Source organism: Rhodococcus sp. YH3-3, assembly GCF_001653035.1.
Taxonomy (GTDB): Bacteria; Actinomycetota; Actinomycetes; order Mycobacteriales; family Mycobacteriaceae; genus Rhodococcus_F; species Rhodococcus_F qingshengii.
Window position 1 is genome coordinate 76457 of the sequence record NZ_BCWH01000004.1, and the last position, 22659, is coordinate 99115.

Consider the following 22659-nt stretch of genomic DNA (forward strand, 5'->3'; position numbering starts at 1 on the left):
TCCCGACCCAACGCCCATCAGGCAGAGGCGAGACGTTCGGAGACCAACGCGTTGAGCGACACACCTTCCTCAGCGGCGTCGCGGGCAAGTTTCCGGTGCAAGGTCGGCGTGATCCGCACCTGAAACTTTCCGGAATATCCACGCTCGCTGAGCGATTCGGGGATCCGCTCACCGGTCTCTGCCATGTCCTCGAGCGTTTCGGCAACTGCTGTCCGGATGCCGTCCAGGGCGGCTGCCTGGGTATCTGCAAGCCATGACAGGCCAGGGAACTCCGTGCAGGTTCCCAGGAACTCTCCGTCGGGCTCGTACCACTCAACTCGGTATGTGTAGTGCTCCACTGAAGGGATCACTGCGTATCTCCTTCCATACGTTCGATTGCTGCCAAAACCTGACCGACCTGGTACTGCTTGGCCTTGCCACCGAACCCTTTTGGATGTTGATGCGCGGCCTGGGCCAGGGCGTCTGGAACTTGGCGTGAGAACCAGCGTTTTGTCGGGCCTGACCGGTGACGTCGATACAGAGTGCGAACAGTTCGTCGTAAGTGACGTTCTGCGGTGCGCTCCGCATTCGCGCTCGCAGCTTGTCTCTCTTTCCCATGCACTAGTGATACTGCATCTAGTATCACTTTGCGGCCCCGGAGTCCGCAAGGTGCACCCGCCCACACTGCAAAATCTCATACCGAACGGCCTTCGGGCGATGCTGACACCAGCGGTCAACTCCGGCACAATCCAAGGCTTCGAAAACACGGCCAGAGCCGCCAATGATGGGATTCAAACCCAGAGCTCGACCATCTACGCATTTCAGAAGAAGGCCTGCTGCACGGATGAAGTACAGCTCCGACTTATCGTCAGGGAGTTAACCGTGACACGATGCGAACTGAATCGGAGTTGCAATCACGGAGTCCAAAGATCACGGGTCCCACACACTCTCTCGGCGAACCGGAACCGCAATGCGCCGGTGGGGCTCCTCTTTTCTGATGTATCGAACTGCTCAGTTGCGCTTGGCTTCTGCGCCGGCCCGTCGCTCTCTCGTCTCGAGGTAGCGGAGGAAGAGCATTGCAATGATCGAGCCGGCGATCATGCCGTCTATGAGGACAGGAAATAGCCATGCAAGGTGCTCCGGTATGCCTGCCTGCACGGCAAAGTCACGTACCGCACCGAATGAGAATACGAGTACAGCGAGAATCGTCAGGGCCAGCGCGAATGGCACTGCTCGCGGCTGGGTCCGTATGGCCCGCAGACTAAAGTTGGTCATGATAGGGGGTTCCTTCCTAAGGGTGTTTCTCGGTCGGGAGTGGCATGACCCCCGTGAAGTGATCCGCAAGTTATGAGAATCCTTCTGCCCTGATCACGGGTATGAAAGGCTTCATCTCATGGCTGGACGTAAACGGCACACGCCCGAACAGATCATCCGAAAACTGCGCCAAGGCGACGAACTCGCCGCCACAGGCGCCGACGTCGAAGAAATCGCCCGACAACTCGACGTCTCAGTGCCGACGCTCTACAACTGGCGCAAGCAGTACGGCGGCATGAAAGCCGACGACGCCAAAGAGTTCAAGGAACTCAAGAACGAAAACGCCCTGCTCAAGAAGCTCCTCGCCGAAGCCGAACTCGAAAAGGCCGCGCTCAAGGAGATCGCGAAGGGAAAATTCTGAGCCCGACCGCCAAACGAAACGCAGTCACAATGCTCCAGGAAACGATGGGGCTCTCGCAGCGTTTCGCCTGCAAGGTCGTCGGGCAACCGCGATCGACTCAACGGAAAGTGCTTGCGAAGAACACCCCGGACGACCCGGACGCCGATCTGCGGAAGTGGTTGCGGGACTGGGCCAAAGCGAATGCCCGCAAGGGATTTCGTCGGGCGTGGGCGGACTTGCGTGCCGCGGGCTGGGTGATCAACAAGAAGAAGGTTCAGCGTCTCTGGCGCGAGGAAGGACTGCGGGTGAAGGTCCGCAAGATCCGGAAACGGGCCGGCGCTTCGACCACTCCGATTACCGAGGCCGATGCCCCGAAGGTGGTGTGGGCGATCGACTTCCAATTTGACTCCACCACCGACGGCCGGAAATTCAAGATCGCGTCGATGGTCGACGAACACACCCGGCAGTCGGTGCTCAACATGGTCGAGCGATCCATCCCGGCAGAGGATCTCGTCGCAGCGTTGGAGAAAACGTTTGCACTCTGGGGCGGCCCACCACAGGTCCTTCGGTGTGACAACGGGCCCGAGTTCATCTCCGACGCGCTGAGGGCATTCTGCGAGGACCAGGTTGGTATCGGCTACGTTCCACCTGGTCAACCGTGGAAGAACGGGTACATCGAGTCCTTCAACAATCGTGTTCGCGACGAGTGCCTGAACATGAACGAATTCCACAGCCTCCTCGAAGCCAGGGTGGTCATCGAGGATTGGAAGGAGGATTACAACAACCGACACCGTCATTCATCGCTGGCGTACCGCACTCCGAATGAGTACGCTGCCAGCTGTATTCACACGCATTGATTCTCTGATAGCGAGTGGCTCACCAAACGGGGTCCTACCAACCGTACTCGGCCAACTCCATGGCAACCGATCTCGTGAAGTTCACAAGACCGCTCTTGCCTGTCGAATAGCCAATGTTTCCAGGCTGTCCTTGCCATGCCGCCGTGGATAATACGTTGACGATACTGCCGGCTGTACCGGTCTCGATCATTGTTCGCGCGACAGCGCGGGTGAAGAGGAACGACCCACCCAGAATCACGTCGAGCTGTCGACGGAAGTCCTCGTAGGGCATCGTCAGTACGCCCTGCTGCTGAAAGAACATGGCGTTGTTGACCAGAAGGTCGATCTTGCCCCAGCAGTCGACCGCAGCAGCGGCTGCCTCGTCGGCGTGAGCGGGATCCGTCACGTCTCCGGCGATTGCGATCGCCTCACCACCCTGCGCGACAATCTTCGCAGCGCAATCCTCCGCCACGCTTGGCGACAGATCCGTGCACAGAACCCGCGCACCCTCGGCCGCAAGTCCCATCGCCAATGTCCCGCCGATGTTCGGGCTGGCACCGGTCACGATTGCCACTTTGTCTGCCAAGCGGTTCACAGGATGATGCTCACTTTTCCGTGGGGGCGCAGCGCGTCGAGGTCCAGAATCGACTTCCGAACATGAAAGCGGAATTCTCCCAGTTCATTTCGATCGACGACGTGGTTGTAGTACCCGACATAGGTGTCCATGGTTCCCGACCGCATCCGAAAGACCGCAAAGTTCGCCGCGACCTTCAGTCGACCGTCCTCGTCAGGGGCCACCCTGACATTGGTTATCAACCGGCGAGTCCGCGGGTGCGGATACTCTGCGTGCGCAGCGCGCCGCATCAGCGAATTAATCCGCTGTTCGAGCAGGAAGCGGTCATCCTGCACCAGAAACAGATCCTTCGCCGGGTCCCCGCCAGGCTTGTCCGTCGCCGGAATCAAGTACACGCCCGTTGGCACAAACAGTTCCAGCCACTCCGGCAGTCGCCACGAATCGAGCAGATCTGCCTCGTTGTAGAGAAACTGCTCCACCTCGTGGCTCAAGGCCATCGATTCAGCCTCAGCACATTCTTGAACATCAACCATGTTCTCTCCTCGAATCAGCGTCTTTGTCTCTGCTACTGTCGCGTTCACCGACCGCCGATCTCCACGGACTGTTCCGGGGTCTGGAACGCCCGCCTCGACTCGCACAGTTCCGACCACCGGAACAAGCCATGAACAGAGAGCAGCAACTTCCCTCACTCTGAGAGTCCGACCGAGAGTGAGAGATTCGACAGTTCCACATCTCTACCCGCCACAGGTCTCGGGTGAGATCGACAGAATCGCACTCGCGCAAGAATCCACGACCGCGCACCATCGAACATCGACGTTGAAAGGACTACGGCACGTGACACCGGCAACCTCAGCACGGAACACCAACCTGTACCGCGCATCTCGCGACTCCCTCATCGAAATGACCGAGGACTACGACAGGGCAGTCGCCGAGTTCGAGTGGCCACAGTTAACCGGATCATTCAACTGGGCAATCGACTGGTTCGACACCATCGCTCGTGGAAACGACCGCCCCGCACTGTGGATCGTCGAAGAAGACGGCACCGAGCAGAAGGTTACGTTCGACGAGATGGCAACGCGTTCAGACCAAGTAGCAACCTGGCTGCGCCGCTTCGGTGTCGTCAAAGGTGACCGAGTGATTCTGATGCTCGGAAACCAAGTCGAACTGCGGGAGGCGATGCTCACGGTGGCCAAATTGGGCGCGATCGTCATGCCCACGACGGGCGCACTCGGAACAGACGACCTTCGCGACCGTGGTTGGGGCCCCGTGTAGAAGTCCAGTGTCTGTGTGATTTTCGTGTCCGACAATGGACACAGGAGGAAATTCACGAATCATGGCACGTAGACACACCCCTGAACAGGTCATCGCGAAGGTCCGGCAGGGCCAGAAAATGCTCAACGACGGCCACCCGATGATCGAGGTCGTCAAGGAACTCCGGGTCACCGAAGCGACCTGGTACCGGTGGCTGAACCAGTACGGGTCCGAAAGAACGCCGAGGCGTCCACACGGACCAAGGAACTGGAGAAGGAGAACGCGCGACTCCAACGGCTTCTGGCGGAGAAGGAACTGGCCATCGACATCCTCAACGAGGTGGCCAAGGGAAAATTTTGAGCCCCGAACCCCGCCGCCGTGCCGTGCGCATGGCGGTGGAGAAGTTCGGGGCTTCGGAGCGTTTTGCCTGCAAGATCATCGGCCAAAACCGGTCTGCCTTCCGGAAGAAGAAACCCGATACGGGACTCGAGGAGACACGGCTTCGCGGCGCCCTGCGCGCCATCGCGGTCAAGCATCCGGCATGGGGATGGAGGAAAGCCCGCTGGTGCCTGCTCGCCCATGAGTGGGCTGGGATGGCGCTCAACAACAAGCGCGTGCGCCGGCTCTGGCGCGAGGAAGGCCTCGTCTGTAAACCCAAGGCGCGGAAGAAGCGCCGGGCCGGTCCCTGCGCCGGGGAGCAGAAGCGGCTGACGGCCGAATACCCGATGCACGTGGTCAGTTTCGACTTCCAATCCGACGTGACTTCCTGCGGGCGGCACATCCGATTCTTCAATGTCATCGACGAATACACCCGCACCGCGCTGGCCATCATCGCGCGTCGGTCGTTCACAGCCTCCGACGTAGTCGCAGTATTGGAGAACGTCATCGCCGAAACCGGCACCGCCCCGACCTACGTCCGCTGCGACAACGGTCCCGAATTCACCGCCGCCGCACTGATCGACTGGTGCGACACCGTCGGCGTGGGCACCGCCTTCATCGACCCGGGTTCACCGTGGCAGAACGGTTTCGTCGAATCGTTCAACGCCCAGTTCAGAAGGGAACAACTCTCGGGAGAAATCATGGACACCATGGGTGAAGCGACCTATTTGGCCGATGAATGGAAAGCTATCTACAATCATGAACGGCCCCACGGATCCCTGGATGGCATGACGCCAAACCGATACTGGGAAAACTGGACTCAAGAAAAACAACTAGCTATCGCATAGGCGCTGGACTGCTAACGGGGGCCTAACCAACCGAATTAACCGTGGCGATGCAAAATTCATCATCACCAACAGTCGTGATGCCGGGAAGTTCGCCGGTATCGAAGGTGACTACACGAGGATCGTCATCGGCAACCCGGTCGAAGGCTGGCTCCCGTACGACGACGCCTACTCGGAGCCGTCGCAGGGCCCGTTCGAATCGCCCACAACGGTCGACGACACCATGCTGATCTACTTCACCTCCGGGACTACGAGCAAGCCCAAACTCGTAGCACATTCCCAGATCAGCTACGCAGTAGGACATTTCACGACAATGGCCTGGATCGGCGCCAAACCCGGCGACATCCACCTCGCAATCAGCTCACCAGGATGGGCAAAGCCCGCCTGGAGCTGCTTCTTCGCACCGTGGATCGCCGAAGCCACCATCTTCGTGTACAACTACCAGCGGTTCGATGCTGCCGCACTTTTGGCGCAGCTGCGCCGCGCATACATCAACACTTTTTGTGCACCACCGACAGTATGGCGAATGCTCATTCAGGCAGATCTCGGCGACAAGCCCGAAGGCCTACGCGAAGTGCTCGGCGCCTGTGAACCCCTCAACCCCGACGGCATCCGACGGGTTGAGGAATCCTGGGGACTCACCATTCGCGACGGCTTCGGACAGACCGAAACCACTCTGTTGATCGGAAACACTCCGAACCAACCACTCAAAGCCGGATCGATGGGGCGCCCTATGCCCGGTGTACCCGTCATCCTGATCGATCCGACCAGCGGGCAACCGTCAGACGAAGGCGAGATCTGCCTGGACCTGCGCCGCTCACCCTTGAACTTGATGTCCGGATATCTCGGCGACCCTGAGCGAAACGCCGAAGTCATGGCCGACAACTATTACCACACCGGTGATATCGCCAAGCGCGACGAGGACGGCTACATCACCTACATCGGCCGCACCGACGACGTGTTCAAATCTTCGGATTACAAGGTATCCCCCTTCGAACTCGAAAGCGTCCTGATCGAACACCCAGCCGTAGTCGAAGCCGCCGTCGTGCCCCAGCCGGACGAGACGCGACTAGCGCTCCCCAAGGCGTACGTCTCACTCGCTGCAGGCTGGGAGCCAACCGAAGAGACTGCAAGATCCATCCTCGAGTATGCAAGCGCACATCTGCCTGCATATTTGAAAGTTCGACGGATCGAGTTCTTCGACCTCCCCAAGACAATCTCGGGAAAGATTCGACGCGTCGAGTTACAGCAACGGGAACTGAGCGCCTACAATGGAGGCGATCCGATACCAACAGAATTCAGCTACGACAAGCTTGTCGGTCAACCCGCGGGTCGCTGAGGAACACCCACATTCTCCCGTCCGGTGTGCAAAGCACAGGACGGGAGGATTCGACGGAATCAGCACTGAGGGTTAGGAATTCTCCACTCACCCCTGCGAGGATGACCTATCCGACTTGGTGCTCGATCAGCGCTTGAACGCCTCGAGTCCGGCCAGCGAGGTACGGACGACGATGTCTTCGAGTCCAGGAGTTCGAGTAGCTTTGGTCGGCCAGTACGCGATCGAGAAGATCATTCCGAGGCAGGACTGTGCGGCGACAGCTACCTCCGCGGTAGACGATAGTGGCAGGTACAGCGCAACTGCGGATTCCCAACCGGCGACATATTTTTTACGTCTGCGATCGACTCGGCGCCGCCAGGGGTCAACGAGAGAGCGGTCCTCGCGTTGCGTGACATTGACCAGATGCCGATTGCCCAATGCGAAAACCACGTGGAACCGGACCAAACGCTCCAGGTCCCGCGCCGGATCGTCGTCGACAGGTTCTGTCGCAGCGAGCAATTCATCCATTGCCTCACCGAACAGCGACGCCAGGATCTCGTCTTTGCCTGCGAAATGGCGGTACACCGCCGGCCCACTCATGCCGGCGCGAGTCCCCAATTCGTCCATACTTGTTCCGTGGAAGCCCTTCTCGTAGAAGAGTTCAGCTGCGGTATCGAGAATTTTGCGATTCCTGTCCACCATCTGAACCTAGCACAAGCGTGAACGATCGTTATAGTATGCCCGCAACCGACAAGGAGTTACGAGGTGCTAATCGTGAATTCCGACAACGAACAAAAGATGGCCCTCGACGAACCAGTGCCGAGGAAGTCGCTCGAGGCCGGACCGACAGCGTCCGGGCGCCACCTGTACGAGCAACTGCGACAACGAGGCGCGGACGTTGCAGTGACGGCATCACACATCGTCGGTTCTTGTATGCAGACCGAACAACTCGTTGACGTCGTAACCGAGGTTGTTGTAGTAGCCGAGAATTTTGTCACCCAAGGCGTCGAAAAGCGGTTCGGAAACCATGTTGAATCCCAAAACGGTCTCGAATCTGTCGGCGAGGTTGAATTGAGCAGCTTGGTTGACGAATGCGATTCCGTCAGCACCGAATTCGACAGCAAACAGAGCATCTGCGGCGCTGGCGACGATCTTGGAAATGTACGAACCGAACTCGGTGGTGTTAAGCGGCGCGTACTGCTCGAGTACCACCGTCTTGCCGGCCTTCGCGGCGGCTTCCTTGAAAATCTCAGCGGACGTATGTCCCGTCGAGTAATCGACGGCTTGAATAGCCCACTTTTCACCAGGCAACTCAGCAAGGCTTGCAGCCAGAGCATTCATGTCCATGGTCGTAGACTGCACGGCCCTAAATGCGTTGGCGTTGCAGTCTTTACCGGTCAGAGCGTCGTCCTTCCCCAGACCGTTGAATGAAAGTGCATTCAGTCCGGGCAACTGGGCGTTCAGCGCTCCGTGCTCGGTCGACGTCATTACCGCTCCGATGAAGCTTGCACCTCGCTGCGTGACAGCTTCGCGCGCCGCGCGCACAGTTGCAGCCGGCGTCGCATCTGTATCAACACGTACCAGTTCGATCTGGCGACCCGCTATACCACCTGAGGCATTGACCTCGTCAACGGCGAACTGCCATGCGTCTGCGGCATCCGAACCGAACTGCGCCAGTGCACCACTCGACGAAGGAATGATCGCGACCTTGACGACGTCACTTGTATCGGTCCCAGCACTGCCTGGTGTTCCACATGCGACTACGAGGCCGCCAATCATCAGCGCTGAAAGCGCAGTCCAGAATTTGCTCGCCACTACTATCCACCCCTTGTATTGGGATCGAGGAGCCGATCGCTCCATCCGAAATCTAACGCACCCTCTGTGTGGCGCGTCACACAAGAATGGTCGAACAATTGGACCTTGAACACCCCTCGAAGGGGAGATATACCACCCCCATCAGGGGGAGATACGGTCATCCACGGCAGCCACGGACGTATTTTCCTTCCGAATCTTCTCGCCTGCGATTACGAGAACAACCGACGCCACGACAATCCCGCCGCCGATCGCAATCGCGGGCGTGACGGGCTCCGCCAGTACCAACCATCCGAGGAAAATTGCGACAACCGGGTTCACATACGCGTGTGTCGCGACGAGCGACACCGGCGCGTTTCCGAGTAGCCAGACATAGGCAGTGAAGCCGACGATCGAACCGATCAGCACAAGATACGTGAGGGCGCCCCACGTTTGAGCGCTCACAGATCCTTCGAATCGTTCACCTGAGATCACGGCGCCGATCATCATCACTCCACCCGCCACCAGCAATTGATAGGTGGAGGCGACAAACGCGTTGCTCGGCAACCAGATTCGAGGTTGAATCCATGATCCGAAGGACCAGCACAGGCTGGACACCAAAATGATCCCAACACCCAAGAGTGGCAGTTCCCCACCATCGGATGCCGGTGACCCGCCTGCTACCAACACGACCAAGCCCACCAGTCCGAGTGCGATACCGGTGAGGCTCAGCCGCGACGGTCGATCCCCACTGAATGTTCGATACAGCGCGATCCACAGCGGCACGGTCGCAATCAACAACGCCGTGACACCGGAAGGCACGCCCTGCAATTGGCCGAGAGACGTCATACCGTTCCCGATTGCCAGCAACATGAAACCCATGAAGACAACGCCAACCACTTGGCGCCACGTAAGCTTCAATCGGCCGAATCCTCCGCGAATTCCGAGGTACAGACCCATCAGAATGCCAGCAGCAACAAACCGGATTCCCATTGACCCCAAGGGCGGAAGTTCTGTGATGACCAATCGCACGGCGAGGTAAATCGAACCCCAGATGACGTAGACAAGTCCGAGCGCCAACGCGATTGCGCCTCTACTTGCGCGCCCGGCCGTCACCTTGCCGCCGTCTCCCTCGGCCCGCCACTCCACCGCAGACACAACGGGTTCAGTCATTTTCGGCCATCCTCATTAGTTCACGGCACCGCACGCGGCGGAAACAGTCAGGCCGGGAGCATCATGCGATTACGCTCCGAAACTCCGGCGGAACATGCCAATGTTATTAATTGTCAGACCAAAATGAAAGACGTTGAATCACGGACGACGCGGGAACTTCTCGAACTCGGGCCGCCTCTTCTCCTTGTACGCTTCGCGGCCTTCTTTTGCCTCGTCCGTGGAGTAGAACAACAGGTTCGCGTCGTGCGCGAGTTGCTGGATACCCGACAGACCATCTTCCGCCGCATTGAAGCTGGCCTTCATCAACCGCAGCGCAAACGGAGACATCTGCAACATCTCGCGGCACCACTGGACAGTCTCCGCCTCGAGATCGGCGAGTGGGACCACAGTGTTGACCAGACCCATCTCTCTCGCTTCCCGAGCGTCGTACTGGCGGCAGAGGAACCAGATCTCCTTCGCCTTCTTGACCCCGACCAACTCTGCCAGCAGACCGGCACCGAAACCACCGTCGAACGAACCGACCTTCGGACCAACTTGACCGAAGCGAGCATTGTCGGCAGCAATCGACAGATCACACACCAGATGCAGAATGTGGCCACCACCGATCGCATATCCGGCAACCATGGCAACTATGGGCTTGGGCAGTCGTCGGATCTGGACCTGCAAGTCAGTGACATGGAAACGACCTACCCCGCCGGCTTTACCTGGCTCTGTGAGATACCCGGTATCTCCACGAACACGCTGATCACCACCCGAACAGAACGCATCAGGGCCCTCGCCGGTCAGAATGATGACGCCGACCGACGGGTCCTCGCGAGCCTCGATCAAGGCGTCGGATATCTCCATCAATGTCTGCGGACGGAACGCATTTCGCACTTCCGGTCTGCAAATCGTGACCTTGGCGATTCCGTCACCGCTGAGTTCGTACTTGATGTCTTCGTAGTCGCCAACCGGCGACCACTCCACCTGGTTGGTGTCATTTGTCATGGACATAGCGGTACCCTACCTCCAATCGATAACGTGCGTTATCGCGAATCCACGTTCACACCATCACACATTCGCGTATGGAAATCGTAACGACCGTTCTCGATGAGAGGAGATGCATCGTGACAGGTTCATCAAAGCCGGGCAATTCCGACACGGTCGACCGGCCGGAGAACGTCGTCGACTGGATGAGTTCACAGTGGGAGGTGCAACACGGGCCTGGCGCTCGGCAGTACGGCACCGCCATGGCGTTACTGCGCACCCATCAACAAGTCGTCACTGTCATCGATGCAGTACTTCGACGTCTAAGGCTCTCGCGCAACGCCTACCTGATTTTGACGTCGCTACAGATGTCCGAAGGCCGAACACACTCTATGGGGAAACTCGCAAAGTACCTGATGGTGCATGCGACAACGGTGTCGATGACAGTGGACCAACTGCAGAAGGCCGGACTCGTGGAACGGGGCCCGCACCCGACAGACCGACGAACCGTGCTCGCCACCTTGACAATCGAGGGTGCGGAGCTTGTCGATCTCGCGAACGAACAACTGGCCGCCGTCGGTTTCGGACTCGAAGCGATCGGTCCGGAAGATCTCGACATATTCGCCCATGGTCTGGCAGTCGCTCGTTTAGCAATGGGCGACGACGAAACCGGTCTCTGATCGAATCTGCAAAACCTGAGATGCCGAAGGCAGCAAAAGGCTTGCCTTAAAATAGTTTATGGTCCTACTATTCAAATCTAGACCAATTCTTCAAAGAAGAACATGCACGGAGATCTCGTCGTCACGACGACTCGACAGGTCATCGATCCCCCACACACATGCGCAGGTACGGTCCGGTCCCGGCTGCGAAGAAGAAAGAGAAATCACATGGTTTCGTTTGCATTCGATAGCGAGCACGAAGAGTTCAGGAAGACTCTCGAGTCGTTTAGCACTCGCGTCTTGCTCCCCGGATACCGTGATCGCGCTGCGACCACGGACTTCCCATTCGACATCTACAAGAAGCTCGGGGATCTCGGCATCCTGGGCATCGGACTTCCCGAGGAATTCGGTGGAACCGGCGATGAGGACTCGATCTTACTCGGGCTGGCTACCGAAACCCTGGCATACGGGAACGTCAACATGGCTTCCGCACCTGTTCAGATCGGCCTCGTCGGCTCACAACTCACTCTCTGCACCCCCGAAGTTCAGGCCAGGTACCTCCCTCCCCTCATCGCCGGCGAGGAGACAATTGCCATCGCCCTGACCGAACCAGGGTCCGGTTCCGACGCAAGCGCACTGACCACCACGGCCAATCCCGTCGACGGAGGCTGGCTGCTGACCGGCGAGAAAACGGCTATCAGTTGGGCGATGAACGCGACGGTAGCGCTCGTTTACGCCCGCGAACCCGGATCGACACGCTCGACCGGCGTAAGTTGCTTCGTCGTTCCGCTCGATTCCGACGGCGTCACCACCAGTCATATGCCCGGAATGGGTTGCCTCCCCATCGGATGGGGAAGCATCAAACTCGACGGTGCGTTCGTCCCGTCCTCACACCTCGTCGGTGAGTACGGTCGCGGATTTCAGTCCGTGATGGCGCATTTCGACTTCAGCCGCGCTGCACTCGGACTCATGTGCATCGGCGCAGCAAAGCAGAGCCTCGAGGAAGCACGCATTTACTCAGAGCAACGTGAAACGTTCGGCAACACGTTGTCGTCTTACCAGAGCATCGCATTCGAATTGGCAGAGCACGCAACATATCTCGAAGGCGCCAGGTGGATGTGCTACCGCGCGCTGTGGCTGCGGCAGACCGGACAGCCGCATACCTCGTTGGCATCGATGAGCAAGTGGTGGCCCCCGCTCGTAGCCAAGAATGCGATCGAGTTCGCCATGCGAGTGCACGGAAATCTCGGCTACTCCACCGAATTCCCACTCCAACAACGCTACCGCGACGTCATGGCATATCTGGTCGCCGACGGCACCTCCGAGATCCAGAAGCGCATCATCTCCAAAGACATCTACACCCGCGGAACCGTCTCACTCTGAAATTCCCGAAACAGGCTGGAGAACACAATGACTTCGAACGAATCGTTCACGCCCAAAGAGCTCAAAGGCAGTGCGGCACTGATAGTCGGCGGCACTGCCGGCATCGGCGCCGCGACCGCCACGCAACTAGCAGCGGCAGGAGTTCCTCGCATCATGATCGTGGGACGCAATTCCGAACGCGGTGAAGCAACCCGAGCGGCGGTTGCCTCCGGAAACTCCTGCGAAGTCACGTTTCTTGCCGCGGACGCCACAACCGTGGAAGGTGCCGCACGTATTGCGTCCGAAGCAGAGAAACAACTCGGCGGCGTCGACAGACTCGTCTGCACCACTGCCGCCGATGTTCAGCCGGAACTCTTCGCAAACATCCCCACCGATGACATCTCACGAACCTTCACCCAACTTGCACTGCCCTCGATGTACATGGCCAGCGAAATCCTCCCGCACATGAGTCGACGCAAGACCGGCGTCATCATCAACGTCGCATCGGACGCGGGAAAGACTGCAACACCGGGCGAGGCCGTCATCGACGCGGCAAAGGCTGCAATCGTGATGTTCACCCGGACATTGGCAATCGAGGCCAAGCGCAGCGGAATTCGAGTCAACGTGCTGACGCCCTCGCTTGTCAACGGAACCGGGTCCACCGAGCGCATCACCTCGGCAGGGTTCAGTGCCAAGCTATTCGCAAAAGCCGCGACCCAAGCGCATCTCGGGGTTCCCGAATCCGAGGATATCGCTGCCCTCGCGGTGTTTCTTGCCTCACCCGCCGCTCGACGCCTGACCGGCCAGGCAATAAGCGTCAATGGTGGAATCTCCGCAGCCTGAGAGACCTTTCACAATCGGGGAGTGATGCACCAGTGGTTCGTCGCACCATTCCCCGGCTTCATTCTGCGGTCAAATCGCAGGCCGACCGGAACCTCAAATGGTATATTAGGTCTGACCTTTAGACCGCCAATTGGGAGATGTCATGGCACCAGCCGCAGAGAATAGCGTGAAAAGCGGACGGTCGTCTATTCGGCTCACACCGATGGAAGTTCCGAAAGCCTCGGACGTGCTGGCCAATGAGCTGCGTGAACGTATACTCAGCGGCGAATACGAAGAAGGTACGCCACTACCGCCCGAGCGTGAACTCGTGGTCCAGACGCGCATGAGTCGTACCACCGTTCGCGAAGCCCTCCGAATCCTGGAAGTCCAAGGCCTCGTACGCATCAAGGCCGGACGCGCGGGCGGCGCCTTCGTGCAGCGACCGGGTGGCGAGTCGATGGCAAGTTCTGTCGCGCTGTTGATCCGCGGACAGCAGATCCGGCTGGCTGCACTACTCGAGACCCGCGAGGCAATCGAACCATTCTGCGCTCGCTTGGCAGCCGAACATCGCACAGCACAGGATCTCGAGGCCTTGGACGCTGCCAACGACGCGATCGCGGCGGCCGGTAGCGAACTCGACTCATTTCTGAGTGCAAATATCGACTGGCATGTGGCTGTAGCCAATGCAAGCCACAACGAACTCTTGATGGGCATGATGACTGCACTCTCGCGTGCCATCTATACCGCAACGGAGAACGAAGGCTTTATCGACGATTCGGTACGTTCCATCGCCGTTCGCGCACACCGCAGCATCACGCGTGCAATCCGCGATCAGGACCCTGATGCCGCCGTTCGCCGCATGACCCGGCACGTCCATTCCTACGCGGAAGAAGTGTTGGCGGTTGACGAACGTGTCGATATCGTCGTACCAGAAGACAATTAGTCAGCGGTCGAACGATATCGGTATTTCGAGTCCCGTGTTGCCGAAGCGGACAACACGGGACTCCTCACGCGAAATTGTCAACGCATCTTCCATGCAGGAGAACGCTTCTCCCGGAATGCCGTTACTCCCTCCACAACATCCTCGGTGGTAAAAGCAAGGGCCAATTGCGACTGCAGTGAGGTGAGTGCATCGGGAAGCGACATGTCGCGGGTCGCATTGATCGCATCCTTTCCGAGTTTCATCAACAGCGGAGACTTGTCCGCGACCCGACGTGCCCAGACACTCACGGTCTCGTCGAACTGATCGTCGGGTACTACACGATTGACCAGTCCGTACTCCCGCGCCTCAGCGGCAGTGATCCTGTCCCCCAGCATCATCAGCTCGTTTGCCGTGAACCGACCGACGGTGCGATAGATGAGCGCCGAAATCATGAACGGGAACACCCCGACGTTAATTTCCGGACAGCCGAAATGTACCGATTCCTTCGCAAGAATCAGATCACACGCGAGCGCCAGTCCGAAGGCGCCGGCGAGAACGTCGCCATTGGCTGCACAGATTACGGGCTTCCCCAGTCCCCCGATCAGTTGATACAACCGAGGAAATCGATCCAGGCCGGCATATTTCACTATGGTCGGCGTCCCACTGGCGAAAGCTTTCAGATCTCCGCCGGCGGAGAAGATTCGCTCGTGTGAGGACGTCAACACCACGACCCGGACGGAAACGTCCGCCTTTGCACATTCGAAAGCCCCGATAAGTTCATCGAGCAACTCGTCACTGAGCGCATTTCGAGTTGCCGGACTGTCAAGTGTGATGACGGCGATGTCGTCTTCCTCGATCTCATACCGAACCAGTTGCGGCATCAAAAGATCCTTTCGAGTATATGTTTCATGTGATCAGCAACCGTGGGTGCGTATTGATCACCTATGTGACAGAACAACTTTGCCGAATCCACTACCCTGCTCCAGGAAAACATGTGCGTGCGCAGCATCAGACAACGGAAAGACCTTGCCAACTGGAACCGGGGCGACTGCGCGCTCGTCGAGCAGCGACACCAACCCTGAAAAATCCCGCGGGCTACCCATGGTGGTCCCGATCAACTCGTATTGACCGAAATAGAATCCACGCACATCCAACTCTGCGTGTTCGCTCCGCGACGCCCCGAACACCACTAAACGGCCACCCGGGCGCAGTGCCTTGATCGAATCCGACCATGTACCAACAGAATCGATGATCAGATCGTACCCACGCCCGCCCGGCGAGAGTGCTCGTGCCGCCTGCGGCCACGCCGGATCGGTATACAAGACACCCCCCTGAGCGCCCAACTCGACGGATTGCCGGAGCTTCTCCTCGGTCGACGATGTCACCACGACGGAGGCGCCGACGGCTGCCGCCAGCGTCACCGCCATCGTGGCCACTCCGCCACCTGCACCCAGAATCAGCACACTCTCACCGGCGCGCAGTCGTCCACGACTGAACAGCGCACGAAATGTCGTCAAACCCACCAATGGCAGCGCTGCAGCTTGCGCCCAGTCCAATCCACGTGGTTTCGGTACGACACATTCAGCAGGAACAGAGACCACCTCGGCGTACGTACCGTGCCTGTGGTCACCCAGGATCTCCCACTTCTCACCAGGAGCAAACTCATTGTCGCCCCACCACAAAGACGGAACGACGATCACGTCTTCCCCGGTATCGGTTCTGACACCCGCGCCATCCGCGCCAGGTACGTGTGGAAGCGGCGAACCGTATCGACCTTGACGGACAAGGATGTCGTGCCAGTTCAGCGCACTCGCTCGCAATTCGACGCTCACCCACCCATCGCGGGCGGCAGGCGTGGGCACCGACCCCCAACGAAGTACTTCCGGACCACCGAACTCCTGCATTACAACTGCGTCCACGCCACTCCTCATTTCGGTCCAACCATTGGACTGTATTCCAAAGTGATGGTAAGAAACAAGACGTGACAGGGGACATCCGTCATTCCAACCCACAGACCACAGGAGTTCTCCATGCCACACGCAGTCATCGTCGCCGGTGCACGCACACCCATCGGCAAACTCGGCGGCACTCTAGCTACGATCAGCGCCACCGATTTGGGCGCCCACGCCATCAGCCACGCTCTCAGCCGCGCCAAAGTGCACGCGTCGGACGTCGATGCCGTCGTGATGGGAAATGTCGTTCAAGCAGGTGTCGGACCCAACCCCGCACGCCAGGCAGCTGTGTCGGCAGGTATCCCCATGTCCGTCCCGGCCGTCACGATCAACAACCTCTGCCTGTCGGGACTTCAAGCAATCATCGACGCAGACAGAATGATCCGGTCCGGTGACGCGGAAGTCGTGGTCGCCGGTGGCATGGAATCGATGAGCAACGCCCCCTACTTGGCGCGGGGCGCCAGATCCGGATTCCGATTCGGCCGAGCCGATTTCGAGGATGCACTCGAACATGATGCGTTACTGTGCGCTTTCGACCGGATCCCGATGGGCCAAGCCACTGAACGTTACCTCGACTCCGCCACCGTCAGCCGGTTAGAACTCGACACCTTTTCGGCCCGCTCGCACGCGTATGCCGCCGAGGCATCCGTCAACGGCACCTTCGCATCAGAGATTGCGCCCATCGACACCAAGGGACGACATGGAACCGTCACGCTCGAACACGACGAAGGTATCCGCCCGGAAACCACGGTTGCGAAACTTGGGACCCTGAAACCTGCCTTCACCAACGACGGGATCATTACGGCTGGGTCGTCGTCCCAACTCTCCGACGGCGCTTGCGCAGTGATCGTCATGGCGAAGTCCACAGCAGTCCAGCGAGGCCTCGAGTGGATCGCCGAGATCGGCGGAACGGCACTGGTAGCTGGGCCCGACACCTCCCTGCTCCATCAGCCGGCGGCCGCCATCACACAGGCCGTCAAACTCGACGGACGAACGACGGTCGACATGCTCGACCTGATCGAGATCAACGAAGCTTTTGCCGGCGTAGCGCTGGCGTCGATGGCCGACCTCGGCGTGGACGAGCAAAGGGTCAACATCCACGGCGGCGCGATTGCACTCGGCCATCCCGTCGGAATGTCTGGCGCCCGAATAGCTCTCAGCCTTGCAAATTCACTTAAACAACACGGCCGAGGCACCGGAGCTGCCGCACTATGTGGTGGCGGGGGCCAAGGAAACGCGATCATCCTTCATCGCGAATAACTTCGCGCCTCAGCCACCCGATCTACCGACTGGGACGCTATTTCCATCCTCGGTCTAACCATTTACAGTTCTGGCTGTGACTAGCAAACGCCCTCCATCGGAAGGTGGCAGCAGCAGATCTCGCCTTGCTCCCCGATCGGCAGTACGACGTATGTTCCAAACGACGAAAATGTCCCGAGTTCGGTCACCGCGCCACCACCGATGTGATACATCGGCATCGCATTGACGCAGACTCCACCGTCCTCCATGCCGGCACGTTCGAAGACGAACTTCGCTTCGTTGACGATGCCCTTGTGGTGCAGTAATGCCCCCTTCGGAAACCCTGTGGTACCAGACGTGTACTGAATCTGAACCGGATCCGTCGGCGAAACGGCCGGCAGTTCTTTCGTCCGATCTGCAGCTTCGACGAACGAGTTCCAACCCTGCGTACTGATCGCCTTCCTCAGTTCGGGAAGCCGAGGTCGGATCTCGTCGAGAATCTCGCGCAAATCAGTGCCTCGGTAAGAGTCGCGGTAGAACAGCGCAACGGCACCGGACTGCTTCAACACATATTCGAGCTCATGCGCACGGTACGCCGGGTTTGCAGCAACGACGACCATGCCCGCCATGGCAATCGCCTGTTGAAGAACCACCCACCCCGCACTGTTCGGTGCCCAGATACCAATCCGATCTCCTGGCTTGAACTCGGTGAGCAACGCCTGCGCGACACGTTCGGTTTCCACCAACAGTTGGCTGTATGTCCAGCTCTTGCGCGCGTCGGGATCAGCTACACCATCGACCAGTGCGATCCTCTCGGGCACCGTAGCTGCGCCCTCGCGAAGTAGATCACCGAGCGTAATGTCACGAACCCCCGAACTCTGCTCCTTCGATGCGCCGCCGGGGAGTCTCGACAGGTTCGTCAGCCGGAATTCCCCCTGGATTCTGCTGCCGAGAAATACTGTCAGGCGATCCTGGATATCCGACGCGCTGGGATTGGTATGGACAACGACACCACGCCGGGCCAGCTTTCGCGTGAGGGTCAGGTCGATTGTCTCTTCGACATGGGGATCCGCCATGCCCATCGCCGTAGACCTAGCACTTGTTGTCATTTACCCACACTCCTCTCAGCGCCGGAAATTGCCGAAAAACGTCCCTGACGAGCATGTTTAGACAGTCTGTCGCCCATGAATTCAAGACCCAGGACATCAGTGGACTCGGCATATCCGATGCGATCACCCATTTGGTAGCGAAACAAGCTTTGGAAACTGGCGTATGCCGGGCTGGAGCTGTACCACGGAGCGCCACCGACAGCGGTCCCGAAGAACTCGTAAGTCTTACCGCGAATATCGGTGGCAACGATCCGATTAGTCACTGCGACCATGTCGACCCGAACCGCACTCACCGCCGCGGAGACGATGCCATAGAGCTCACCGCCTTCGACAACGTAGCCGAACTTCAGAGCGTCGTAAATAACCTCGCCGTCACGAATATCGAGTGACATACCCAGATGGAGACCGAACTCTTCACCGAATGTCACATGAATCCATGCCGCTCCCCGGTCACCGATTTCAGCACGCGGACCCCAACTCCGATCCATTCCGTCGACGCAATCGACTTCGTATGTCTTGCCACGGAGTTCGAGTGTTCCGGTGATTCTGCCGATCATGTCATAGTGACCGTGCGCCCATACATCGCCTAGTCCGGTGTCCAGGGGTTCCGATACGTTGACGACGAGCGGATTCTGCGTCGGGTCGTGGACGTCGAAGGGATCGTGAAGCCCCCGGAACTGCAGATCGAGGCGGCACGAACCAAGAGCGTGCTCGTAGCGAACCCGAAAATCTCGTGGGCGGCTTGTCGCCGTCAGACTCAATCCGCTGGTCAACGAAAAATCCGAAAACTTCTCGGGCGCAGGAACATGCATTTGCGCGTCGGTGAAATCGATTTCGTAGGGTTGCGTGCAGAAACCGGAATGTAGGACGACGGAAGAAATCGTCGTACCGACGTTCGGTCTGGACAAGACATACGCATTTCCCAGAATCCCGGCCTCGGGAACCGAGAACACGAGAACTATCGTCTCTGCCCACGTGGCATCGGCTGTGTCCGCGTTGCCAGTCAGGTGGTACTCAGCATCTGCTGCAGTGATCAAATCATCTCCTTTGATAGCGACGGGTCGACCATCACCGCCCGCGCGCGCCTTCCGCAGTTTCCTTGCACTGTGGAAACCTCCATTGCCGCAGCGACTTCCGGTATTGCCAGACCCTCGGCACGAACGGTAATTTGAAGCCCGAAATCCCGGCGAAATAGCTGGTCATCCTCCAATTCGGACGCGCAGATCCCGACAAAGAGATTGAGTACAGTGACTGCCTCGCGATCAAAGATCCACCCTCCCGCTCACAATGACTGGGTCATCCCACGTCCTCGTCTCAACAAACGGCTGTTCACCCTTCGCCAGGACTACCGAATCGTGTGGGTCCTCGGCTCGGCGGGTTCGGGAAAGACGACGGCGGTCGTAGATGCGGTCACAGCCCTCGATTCGAATACCGCATGGCTAACCCTCGACAGCACCGAAACCGCGCCTGGTCGACTGCTCGTGCACATCGAAGACGCGCTCACCCACATCGCACCCACAATGATGCGTGCAGCGACCGCTGCGTTGGCTGCCGAGGTGCCCCACGCCGAAGCCGCTGCCGACCTCGCCGACGCCCTCGCCGGAACTCTGTTGACCCTGGTACTCGACGAAGTGGAGCATGTGGCGGACCCGCAGCGCTCGATGCGCTGTCGACATTTTTGCGATGCCTTCCGGCCACAGTGAAAGTCGTCCTGATCTCAAGGCGAACTGTCACTCTGCGTCTCGGCAGCGCAGTCGGTGTCGGCGGCATCGGAGTCCTCACCGAGCACGAACTAGCCTTTAACGCAGACGAGGCGACACTTGTTCTCTCCAGCCTCGGCCACGCCGACACCGTCGCGCAGGATGCAGTGGAAGCAACTGGAGGATGGGTAGCAGGCAACCTTTTCGAAGCGTGGCGATCGCCCGATCATACGTTTGGTGGAGGCGGCGAAACAGACGCCCTCAACACATATCTCGCTACTGAGATCATGGGGGACCTGAGTGACGCGGAACGATGGTTTCTCGTGGGCACCTCCATTCTCCACAGCGTCACATCAGACGATGCCAAAGCTCTGGGGCACACGAATGCCGTTCAAATCATGTCGTCAATCTCGCAGCGACACATTCCCGTCTGGTTCTCTGCCGATCGTCGAGAAATGCGTGCGCACCCCCGATTTCGTGCTTGGTCTCAATAGGTGAACGCATCACTACTGGTGAGATGATGCGTGATCGTGGAGACATGGATGGGCAGCAAGGCACTCGGGTTCACTGTGGAGCAGGAGAACCTGATCTGGGATCTTCACCGCCGCGGGGAATCGATACGAGAAATCGAGCGGGTTCTCGGAGAAACGATGCCCCGAATTCGTCGTTTCCTACGTGAGTCCGGCGGTATCCGACCGGTCCCACGAACGCGAAGAAAGAGCCATATCACCGCAGGTGAACGCGAAGAAGTTTCGCGTGGAATTGCCGCAGGTGACAGCGCTCGGACGATCGCCGAGAACCTCGGAAGATCCCCGTCCACGATTGCACGTGAGATCGCCCGCAACGGCGGCCGCGAGGAGTACCGGGCGATAGACGCCGATACAGCTGCCTACGTCCGTGCCCGCCGCCCCAAAATGTCGATCCTGTGTGCCCGGCCGAGTCTGCGGACCGTCATCACGGACAAGCTCCATGAGCAGTGGTCACCGCAACAGATCTCCGTCTGGCTTCGGCGCGAGTACCCGGACGATCCGCAGATGTGGGTCTCGCACGAGACGATTTACCGTTGCCTCTACATACCGTCACGGAAAGTATTCGACAGCACTGTATTTCACGAACTGCGTACCGATCGGCCGATACGTAGACCTCGCGGGAAGAAACGCTCCCACGGTCGTGGGCGGATACGAAATATGGTCTCGATCGATCTTCGAGGAGCTGCGGCAAACGATCGTAGCGAGCCCGGGCACCTGGAGGGTGATCTCGTGTTCGGAACCCGCCCGTCGGCGGTCGCGACGCTGGTGGATCGGCAATCACGCGTCACCCATGTTGTGGCCTTGCCGCACGGCTACCGGGCCGAGAGGGTCGCCGATGCGCTGATCACCTACCTGGGCAGGTTACCGGCTCATCTACGTCGTTCGTTGACCTGGGATCGGGGACGGGAAATGGCCGAACACGAGCGCATCACCGCAGCTCTGGACATGCCCGTCTACTTTTGCGCCCCTCATCATCCGTGGCAACGAGGGACGAACGAAAACGCGAACGGGTTGCTGGACTGGACCCCGAAAGTTGGACACCAAATCTAGGTATCCTTCTTCAGGGAGTAGTCAGATGTACGCGAAAAGCACGTTGAGTCACTCCGACGCCGTGTCGGCGCTCGAACTATTCGAGGAAGGCTTCACGGCGAAGTCCGTCGCGTTGACTCTTGACCTTGCCCCGAACCCTGTCCAAATGTTGTATCAACGATGGCAACTTCGGGGAGCAGGTGCGCTGGTGACGAGAGACCGAAGACAGTACGATTTCGAGACCAAGCTCGAGATCGTGCGTCGCAACGTCAACGGAGAGTCCGGGAGGGCTCTGGCCGAAGAGTACGACTTGCCCTCGCCCACAACGGTAGCGAACTGGACTGTCATCTACCGACGTGACGGAGAAGACGGGTTGCGCCCGAAGAGGCGTGGCAGGCCTCCAACCGATCGCGGGGATTCCCCTCCGAAAAGCGAGCTCGAGACACTGCGCGCTGAGAACGAACGGCTTCGCGCTGAGGTCGCGTACTTGGGAAAATTGCGGGCCTTGAGGTCGCAGGAACGACGCTGAAAGTTCGAGCTGTCGATGATCTCAAGGCGCAATTTCCGCTG

The 22659-nt window shown here is 59.0% G+C and carries 20 protein-coding genes and 5 pseudogenes; 13 read left to right on the forward strand and 12 right to left on the reverse strand.

Going from position 1 to position 22659, the window contains the following annotated elements; genetic code table 11:
- Window positions 1-17 precede the first annotated feature (17 nt).
- Together YH3_RS35745 and YH3_RS31685 are read right to left on the reverse strand one after the other, a co-directional pair.
- A complete protein-coding gene (locus YH3_RS35745; protein ID WP_064444753.1) occupies window positions 18-350 on the reverse strand; it encodes a toxin-antitoxin system HicB family antitoxin in 333 nt (110 codons plus the stop codon).
- A gap of 640 nt (window positions 351-990) precedes the next feature.
- Window positions 991-1254 carry a DUF2637 domain-containing protein gene (locus YH3_RS31685; protein WP_064444754.1) on the reverse strand — a complete coding sequence of 88 codons (264 nt, stop codon included), beginning with the start codon at window positions 1252-1254 and terminating at the stop codon, window positions 991-993.
- A 118-nt stretch (window positions 1255-1372) separates the two neighbouring features.
- Here YH3_RS31685 and YH3_RS36940 point away from each other — a divergent pair.
- Both YH3_RS36940 and YH3_RS31695 read left to right on the forward strand, forming a co-directional pair.
- Window positions 1373-1540: pseudogene (locus YH3_RS36940) on the forward strand (transposase); the annotation flags it as partial.
- A complete protein-coding gene (locus tag YH3_RS31695; RefSeq protein WP_238592759.1) occupies window positions 1507-2490 on the forward strand; it encodes an IS3 family transposase in 984 nt (327 codons plus the stop codon). The pseudogene YH3_RS36940 and the gene YH3_RS31695, both read left to right, overlap by 34 nt.
- 34 nt (window positions 2491-2524) lie before the next feature.
- Here the strand turns inward: YH3_RS31695 and YH3_RS31700 are convergent, their stop codons facing one another.
- Window positions 2525-3064: an SDR family NAD(P)-dependent oxidoreductase gene (locus YH3_RS31700; protein ID WP_082920719.1), complete on the reverse strand. Its 540-nt coding sequence runs from the start codon at window positions 3062-3064 to the stop codon at window positions 2525-2527.
- Window positions 3061-3576, reverse strand: coding sequence for an aromatic-ring-hydroxylating dioxygenase subunit beta (locus YH3_RS31705; RefSeq protein ID WP_064444843.1), 516 nt, complete (start codon window positions 3574-3576; stop codon window positions 3061-3063). Before YH3_RS31705 ends, YH3_RS31700 begins: the two co-directional genes overlap by 4 nt.
- A 367-nt stretch (window positions 3577-3943) precedes the next feature.
- On the opposite strand from YH3_RS31705, the pseudogene YH3_RS31710 reads away from it, so the two are divergent.
- The 3 pseudogenes from YH3_RS31710 to YH3_RS31725 form a co-directional block, all read left to right on the forward strand.
- Window positions 3944-4297: pseudogene (locus YH3_RS31710) on the forward strand (AMP-binding protein); the annotation flags it as partial.
- Between the two features lie 79 nt (window positions 4298-4376).
- Window positions 4377-5520, forward strand: a pseudogene (locus YH3_RS31720) (IS3 family transposase).
- Between the two features lie 22 nt (window positions 5521-5542).
- Window positions 5543-6856: pseudogene (locus tag YH3_RS31725) on the forward strand (AMP-binding protein); the annotation flags it as partial.
- Between the two features lie 126 nt (window positions 6857-6982).
- Here YH3_RS31725 and YH3_RS31730 read toward each other — a convergent pair.
- The 4 genes from YH3_RS31730 to menB form a co-directional block, all read right to left on the reverse strand.
- Window positions 6983-7534, reverse strand: coding sequence for a TetR/AcrR family transcriptional regulator (locus tag YH3_RS31730; RefSeq protein ID WP_042446590.1), 552 nt, complete (start codon window positions 7532-7534; stop codon window positions 6983-6985).
- A 213-nt stretch (window positions 7535-7747) separates the two neighbouring features.
- The gene (locus tag YH3_RS31735; protein WP_064444759.1) at window positions 7748-8650 is read right to left on the reverse strand and encodes an ABC transporter substrate-binding protein; all 903 of its coding nucleotides are present in this window, start codon (window positions 8648-8650) and stop codon (window positions 7748-7750) included.
- Window positions 8651-8791: 141 nt separating this feature from the next.
- Window positions 8792-9799, reverse strand: a complete 1008-nt coding sequence (locus YH3_RS31740; RefSeq protein WP_238592746.1) for an EamA family transporter — start codon at window positions 9797-9799, stop codon at window positions 8792-8794.
- Between the two features lie 138 nt (window positions 9800-9937).
- A complete protein-coding gene (gene menB, locus YH3_RS31745; protein WP_042446607.1) occupies window positions 9938-10786 on the reverse strand; it encodes a 1,4-dihydroxy-2-naphthoyl-CoA synthase in 849 nt (282 codons plus the stop codon).
- A 119-nt stretch (window positions 10787-10905) separates the two neighbouring features.
- Here menB and YH3_RS31750 point away from each other — a divergent pair, with 119 nt between their 5' ends.
- The 4 genes from YH3_RS31750 to YH3_RS31765 all read left to right on the forward strand — a co-directional run bounded on the left by YH3_RS31750 (window position 10906) and on the right by YH3_RS31765 (window position 14551).
- Window positions 10906-11445 (forward strand): MarR family winged helix-turn-helix transcriptional regulator, encoded by a 540-nt coding sequence (locus YH3_RS31750; RefSeq protein ID WP_238592747.1) that lies wholly within the window; start codon window positions 10906-10908, stop codon window positions 11443-11445.
- Window positions 11446-11652: 207 nt separating this feature from the next.
- Window positions 11653-12807 (forward strand): acyl-CoA dehydrogenase family protein, encoded by a 1155-nt coding sequence (locus YH3_RS31755; protein WP_064444760.1) that lies wholly within the window; start codon window positions 11653-11655, stop codon window positions 12805-12807.
- 27 nt (window positions 12808-12834) lie between these two features.
- Window positions 12835-13629 (forward strand): SDR family NAD(P)-dependent oxidoreductase, encoded by a 795-nt coding sequence (locus tag YH3_RS31760; protein WP_064444761.1) that lies wholly within the window; start codon window positions 12835-12837, stop codon window positions 13627-13629.
- 202 nt (window positions 13630-13831) lie between these two features.
- Entirely contained in the window at window positions 13832-14551 is a 720-nt protein-coding gene (locus YH3_RS31765; RefSeq protein WP_042446550.1) for a FadR/GntR family transcriptional regulator, read from the forward strand.
- A 77-nt stretch (window positions 14552-14628) separates the two neighbouring features.
- Here the strand turns inward: YH3_RS31765 and YH3_RS31770 are convergent, their stop codons facing one another.
- Complete coding sequence (locus YH3_RS31770; protein WP_064444762.1) at window positions 14629-15411, reverse strand: enoyl-CoA hydratase/isomerase family protein; 783 nt, start codon at window positions 15409-15411, stop codon at window positions 14629-14631.
- A 57-nt stretch (window positions 15412-15468) separates the two neighbouring features.
- Window positions 15469-16449 (reverse strand): zinc-binding dehydrogenase, encoded by a 981-nt coding sequence (locus YH3_RS31775; protein ID WP_064444763.1) that lies wholly within the window; start codon window positions 16447-16449, stop codon window positions 15469-15471.
- 111 nt (window positions 16450-16560) lie between these two features.
- Here YH3_RS31775 and YH3_RS31780 point away from each other — a divergent pair, with 111 nt between their 5' ends.
- Window positions 16561-17742: an acetyl-CoA C-acyltransferase gene (locus YH3_RS31780; RefSeq protein ID WP_064444764.1), complete on the forward strand. Its 1182-nt coding sequence runs from the start codon at window positions 16561-16563 to the stop codon at window positions 17740-17742.
- A 137-nt stretch (window positions 17743-17879) separates the two neighbouring features.
- Here YH3_RS31780 and YH3_RS31785 read toward each other — a convergent pair.
- Both YH3_RS31785 and YH3_RS31790 read right to left on the reverse strand, forming a co-directional pair.
- Window positions 17880-18635: pseudogene (locus YH3_RS31785) on the reverse strand (AMP-binding protein); the annotation flags it as partial.
- A 191-nt stretch (window positions 18636-18826) separates the two neighbouring features.
- On the reverse strand, window positions 18827-19867 hold the full coding sequence (locus YH3_RS31790) for a hypothetical protein (RefSeq protein ID WP_064444765.1): 1041 nt from the start codon (window positions 19865-19867) through the stop codon (window positions 18827-18829).
- A gap of 210 nt (window positions 19868-20077) precedes the next feature.
- Here YH3_RS31790 and YH3_RS31795 point away from each other — a divergent pair, with 210 nt between their 5' ends.
- From YH3_RS31795 to YH3_RS31810, 3 genes are all read left to right on the forward strand, one after another.
- Window positions 20078-20533 carry a hypothetical protein gene (locus YH3_RS31795; RefSeq protein WP_064444766.1) on the forward strand — a complete coding sequence of 152 codons (456 nt, stop codon included), beginning with the start codon at window positions 20078-20080 and terminating at the stop codon, window positions 20531-20533.
- A gap of 539 nt (window positions 20534-21072) precedes the next feature.
- Window positions 21073-22110 (forward strand): IS30 family transposase, encoded by a 1038-nt coding sequence (locus YH3_RS31805; RefSeq protein WP_064444768.1) that lies wholly within the window; start codon window positions 21073-21075, stop codon window positions 22108-22110.
- Between the two features lie 25 nt (window positions 22111-22135).
- Complete coding sequence (locus YH3_RS31810; RefSeq protein WP_064444769.1) at window positions 22136-22618, forward strand: helix-turn-helix domain-containing protein; 483 nt, start codon at window positions 22136-22138, stop codon at window positions 22616-22618.
- Window positions 22619-22659 lie beyond the last annotated feature (41 nt).

Bases quoted from the DNA above. Each gene is read 5' to 3' on its own strand.
- YH3_RS31685 (WP_064444754.1), bottom strand. From the start codon at position 1,254: ATGACCAACTTTAGTCTGCGGGCCATACGGACCCAGCCGCGAGCAGTG.
- YH3_RS31705 (WP_064444843.1), bottom strand. From the start codon at position 3,576: ATGGTTGATGTTCAAGAATGTGCTGAGGCTGAATCGATGGCCTTGAGC.
- YH3_RS31740 (WP_238592746.1), bottom strand. From the start codon at position 9,799: ATGACTGAACCCGTTGTGTCTGCGGTGGAGTGGCGGGCCGAGGGAGAC.
- menB (WP_042446607.1), bottom strand. From the start codon at position 10,786: ATGACAAATGACACCAACCAGGTGGAGTGGTCGCCGGTTGGCGACTAC.
- YH3_RS31755 (WP_064444760.1), top strand. From the start codon at position 11,653: ATGGTTTCGTTTGCATTCGATAGCGAGCACGAAGAGTTCAGGAAGACT.
- YH3_RS31760 (WP_064444761.1), top strand. From the start codon at position 12,835: ATGACTTCGAACGAATCGTTCACGCCCAAAGAGCTCAAAGGCAGTGCG.
- YH3_RS31765 (WP_042446550.1), top strand. From the start codon at position 13,832: ATGGAAGTTCCGAAAGCCTCGGACGTGCTGGCCAATGAGCTGCGTGAA.
- YH3_RS31770 (WP_064444762.1), bottom strand. From the start codon at position 15,411: ATGCCGCAACTGGTTCGGTATGAGATCGAGGAAGACGACATCGCCGTC.
- YH3_RS31780 (WP_064444764.1), top strand. From the start codon at position 16,561: ATGCCACACGCAGTCATCGTCGCCGGTGCACGCACACCCATCGGCAAA.
- YH3_RS31805 (WP_064444768.1), top strand. From the start codon at position 21,073: ATGGGCAGCAAGGCACTCGGGTTCACTGTGGAGCAGGAGAACCTGATC.
- YH3_RS31810 (WP_064444769.1), top strand. From the start codon at position 22,136: ATGTACGCGAAAAGCACGTTGAGTCACTCCGACGCCGTGTCGGCGCTC.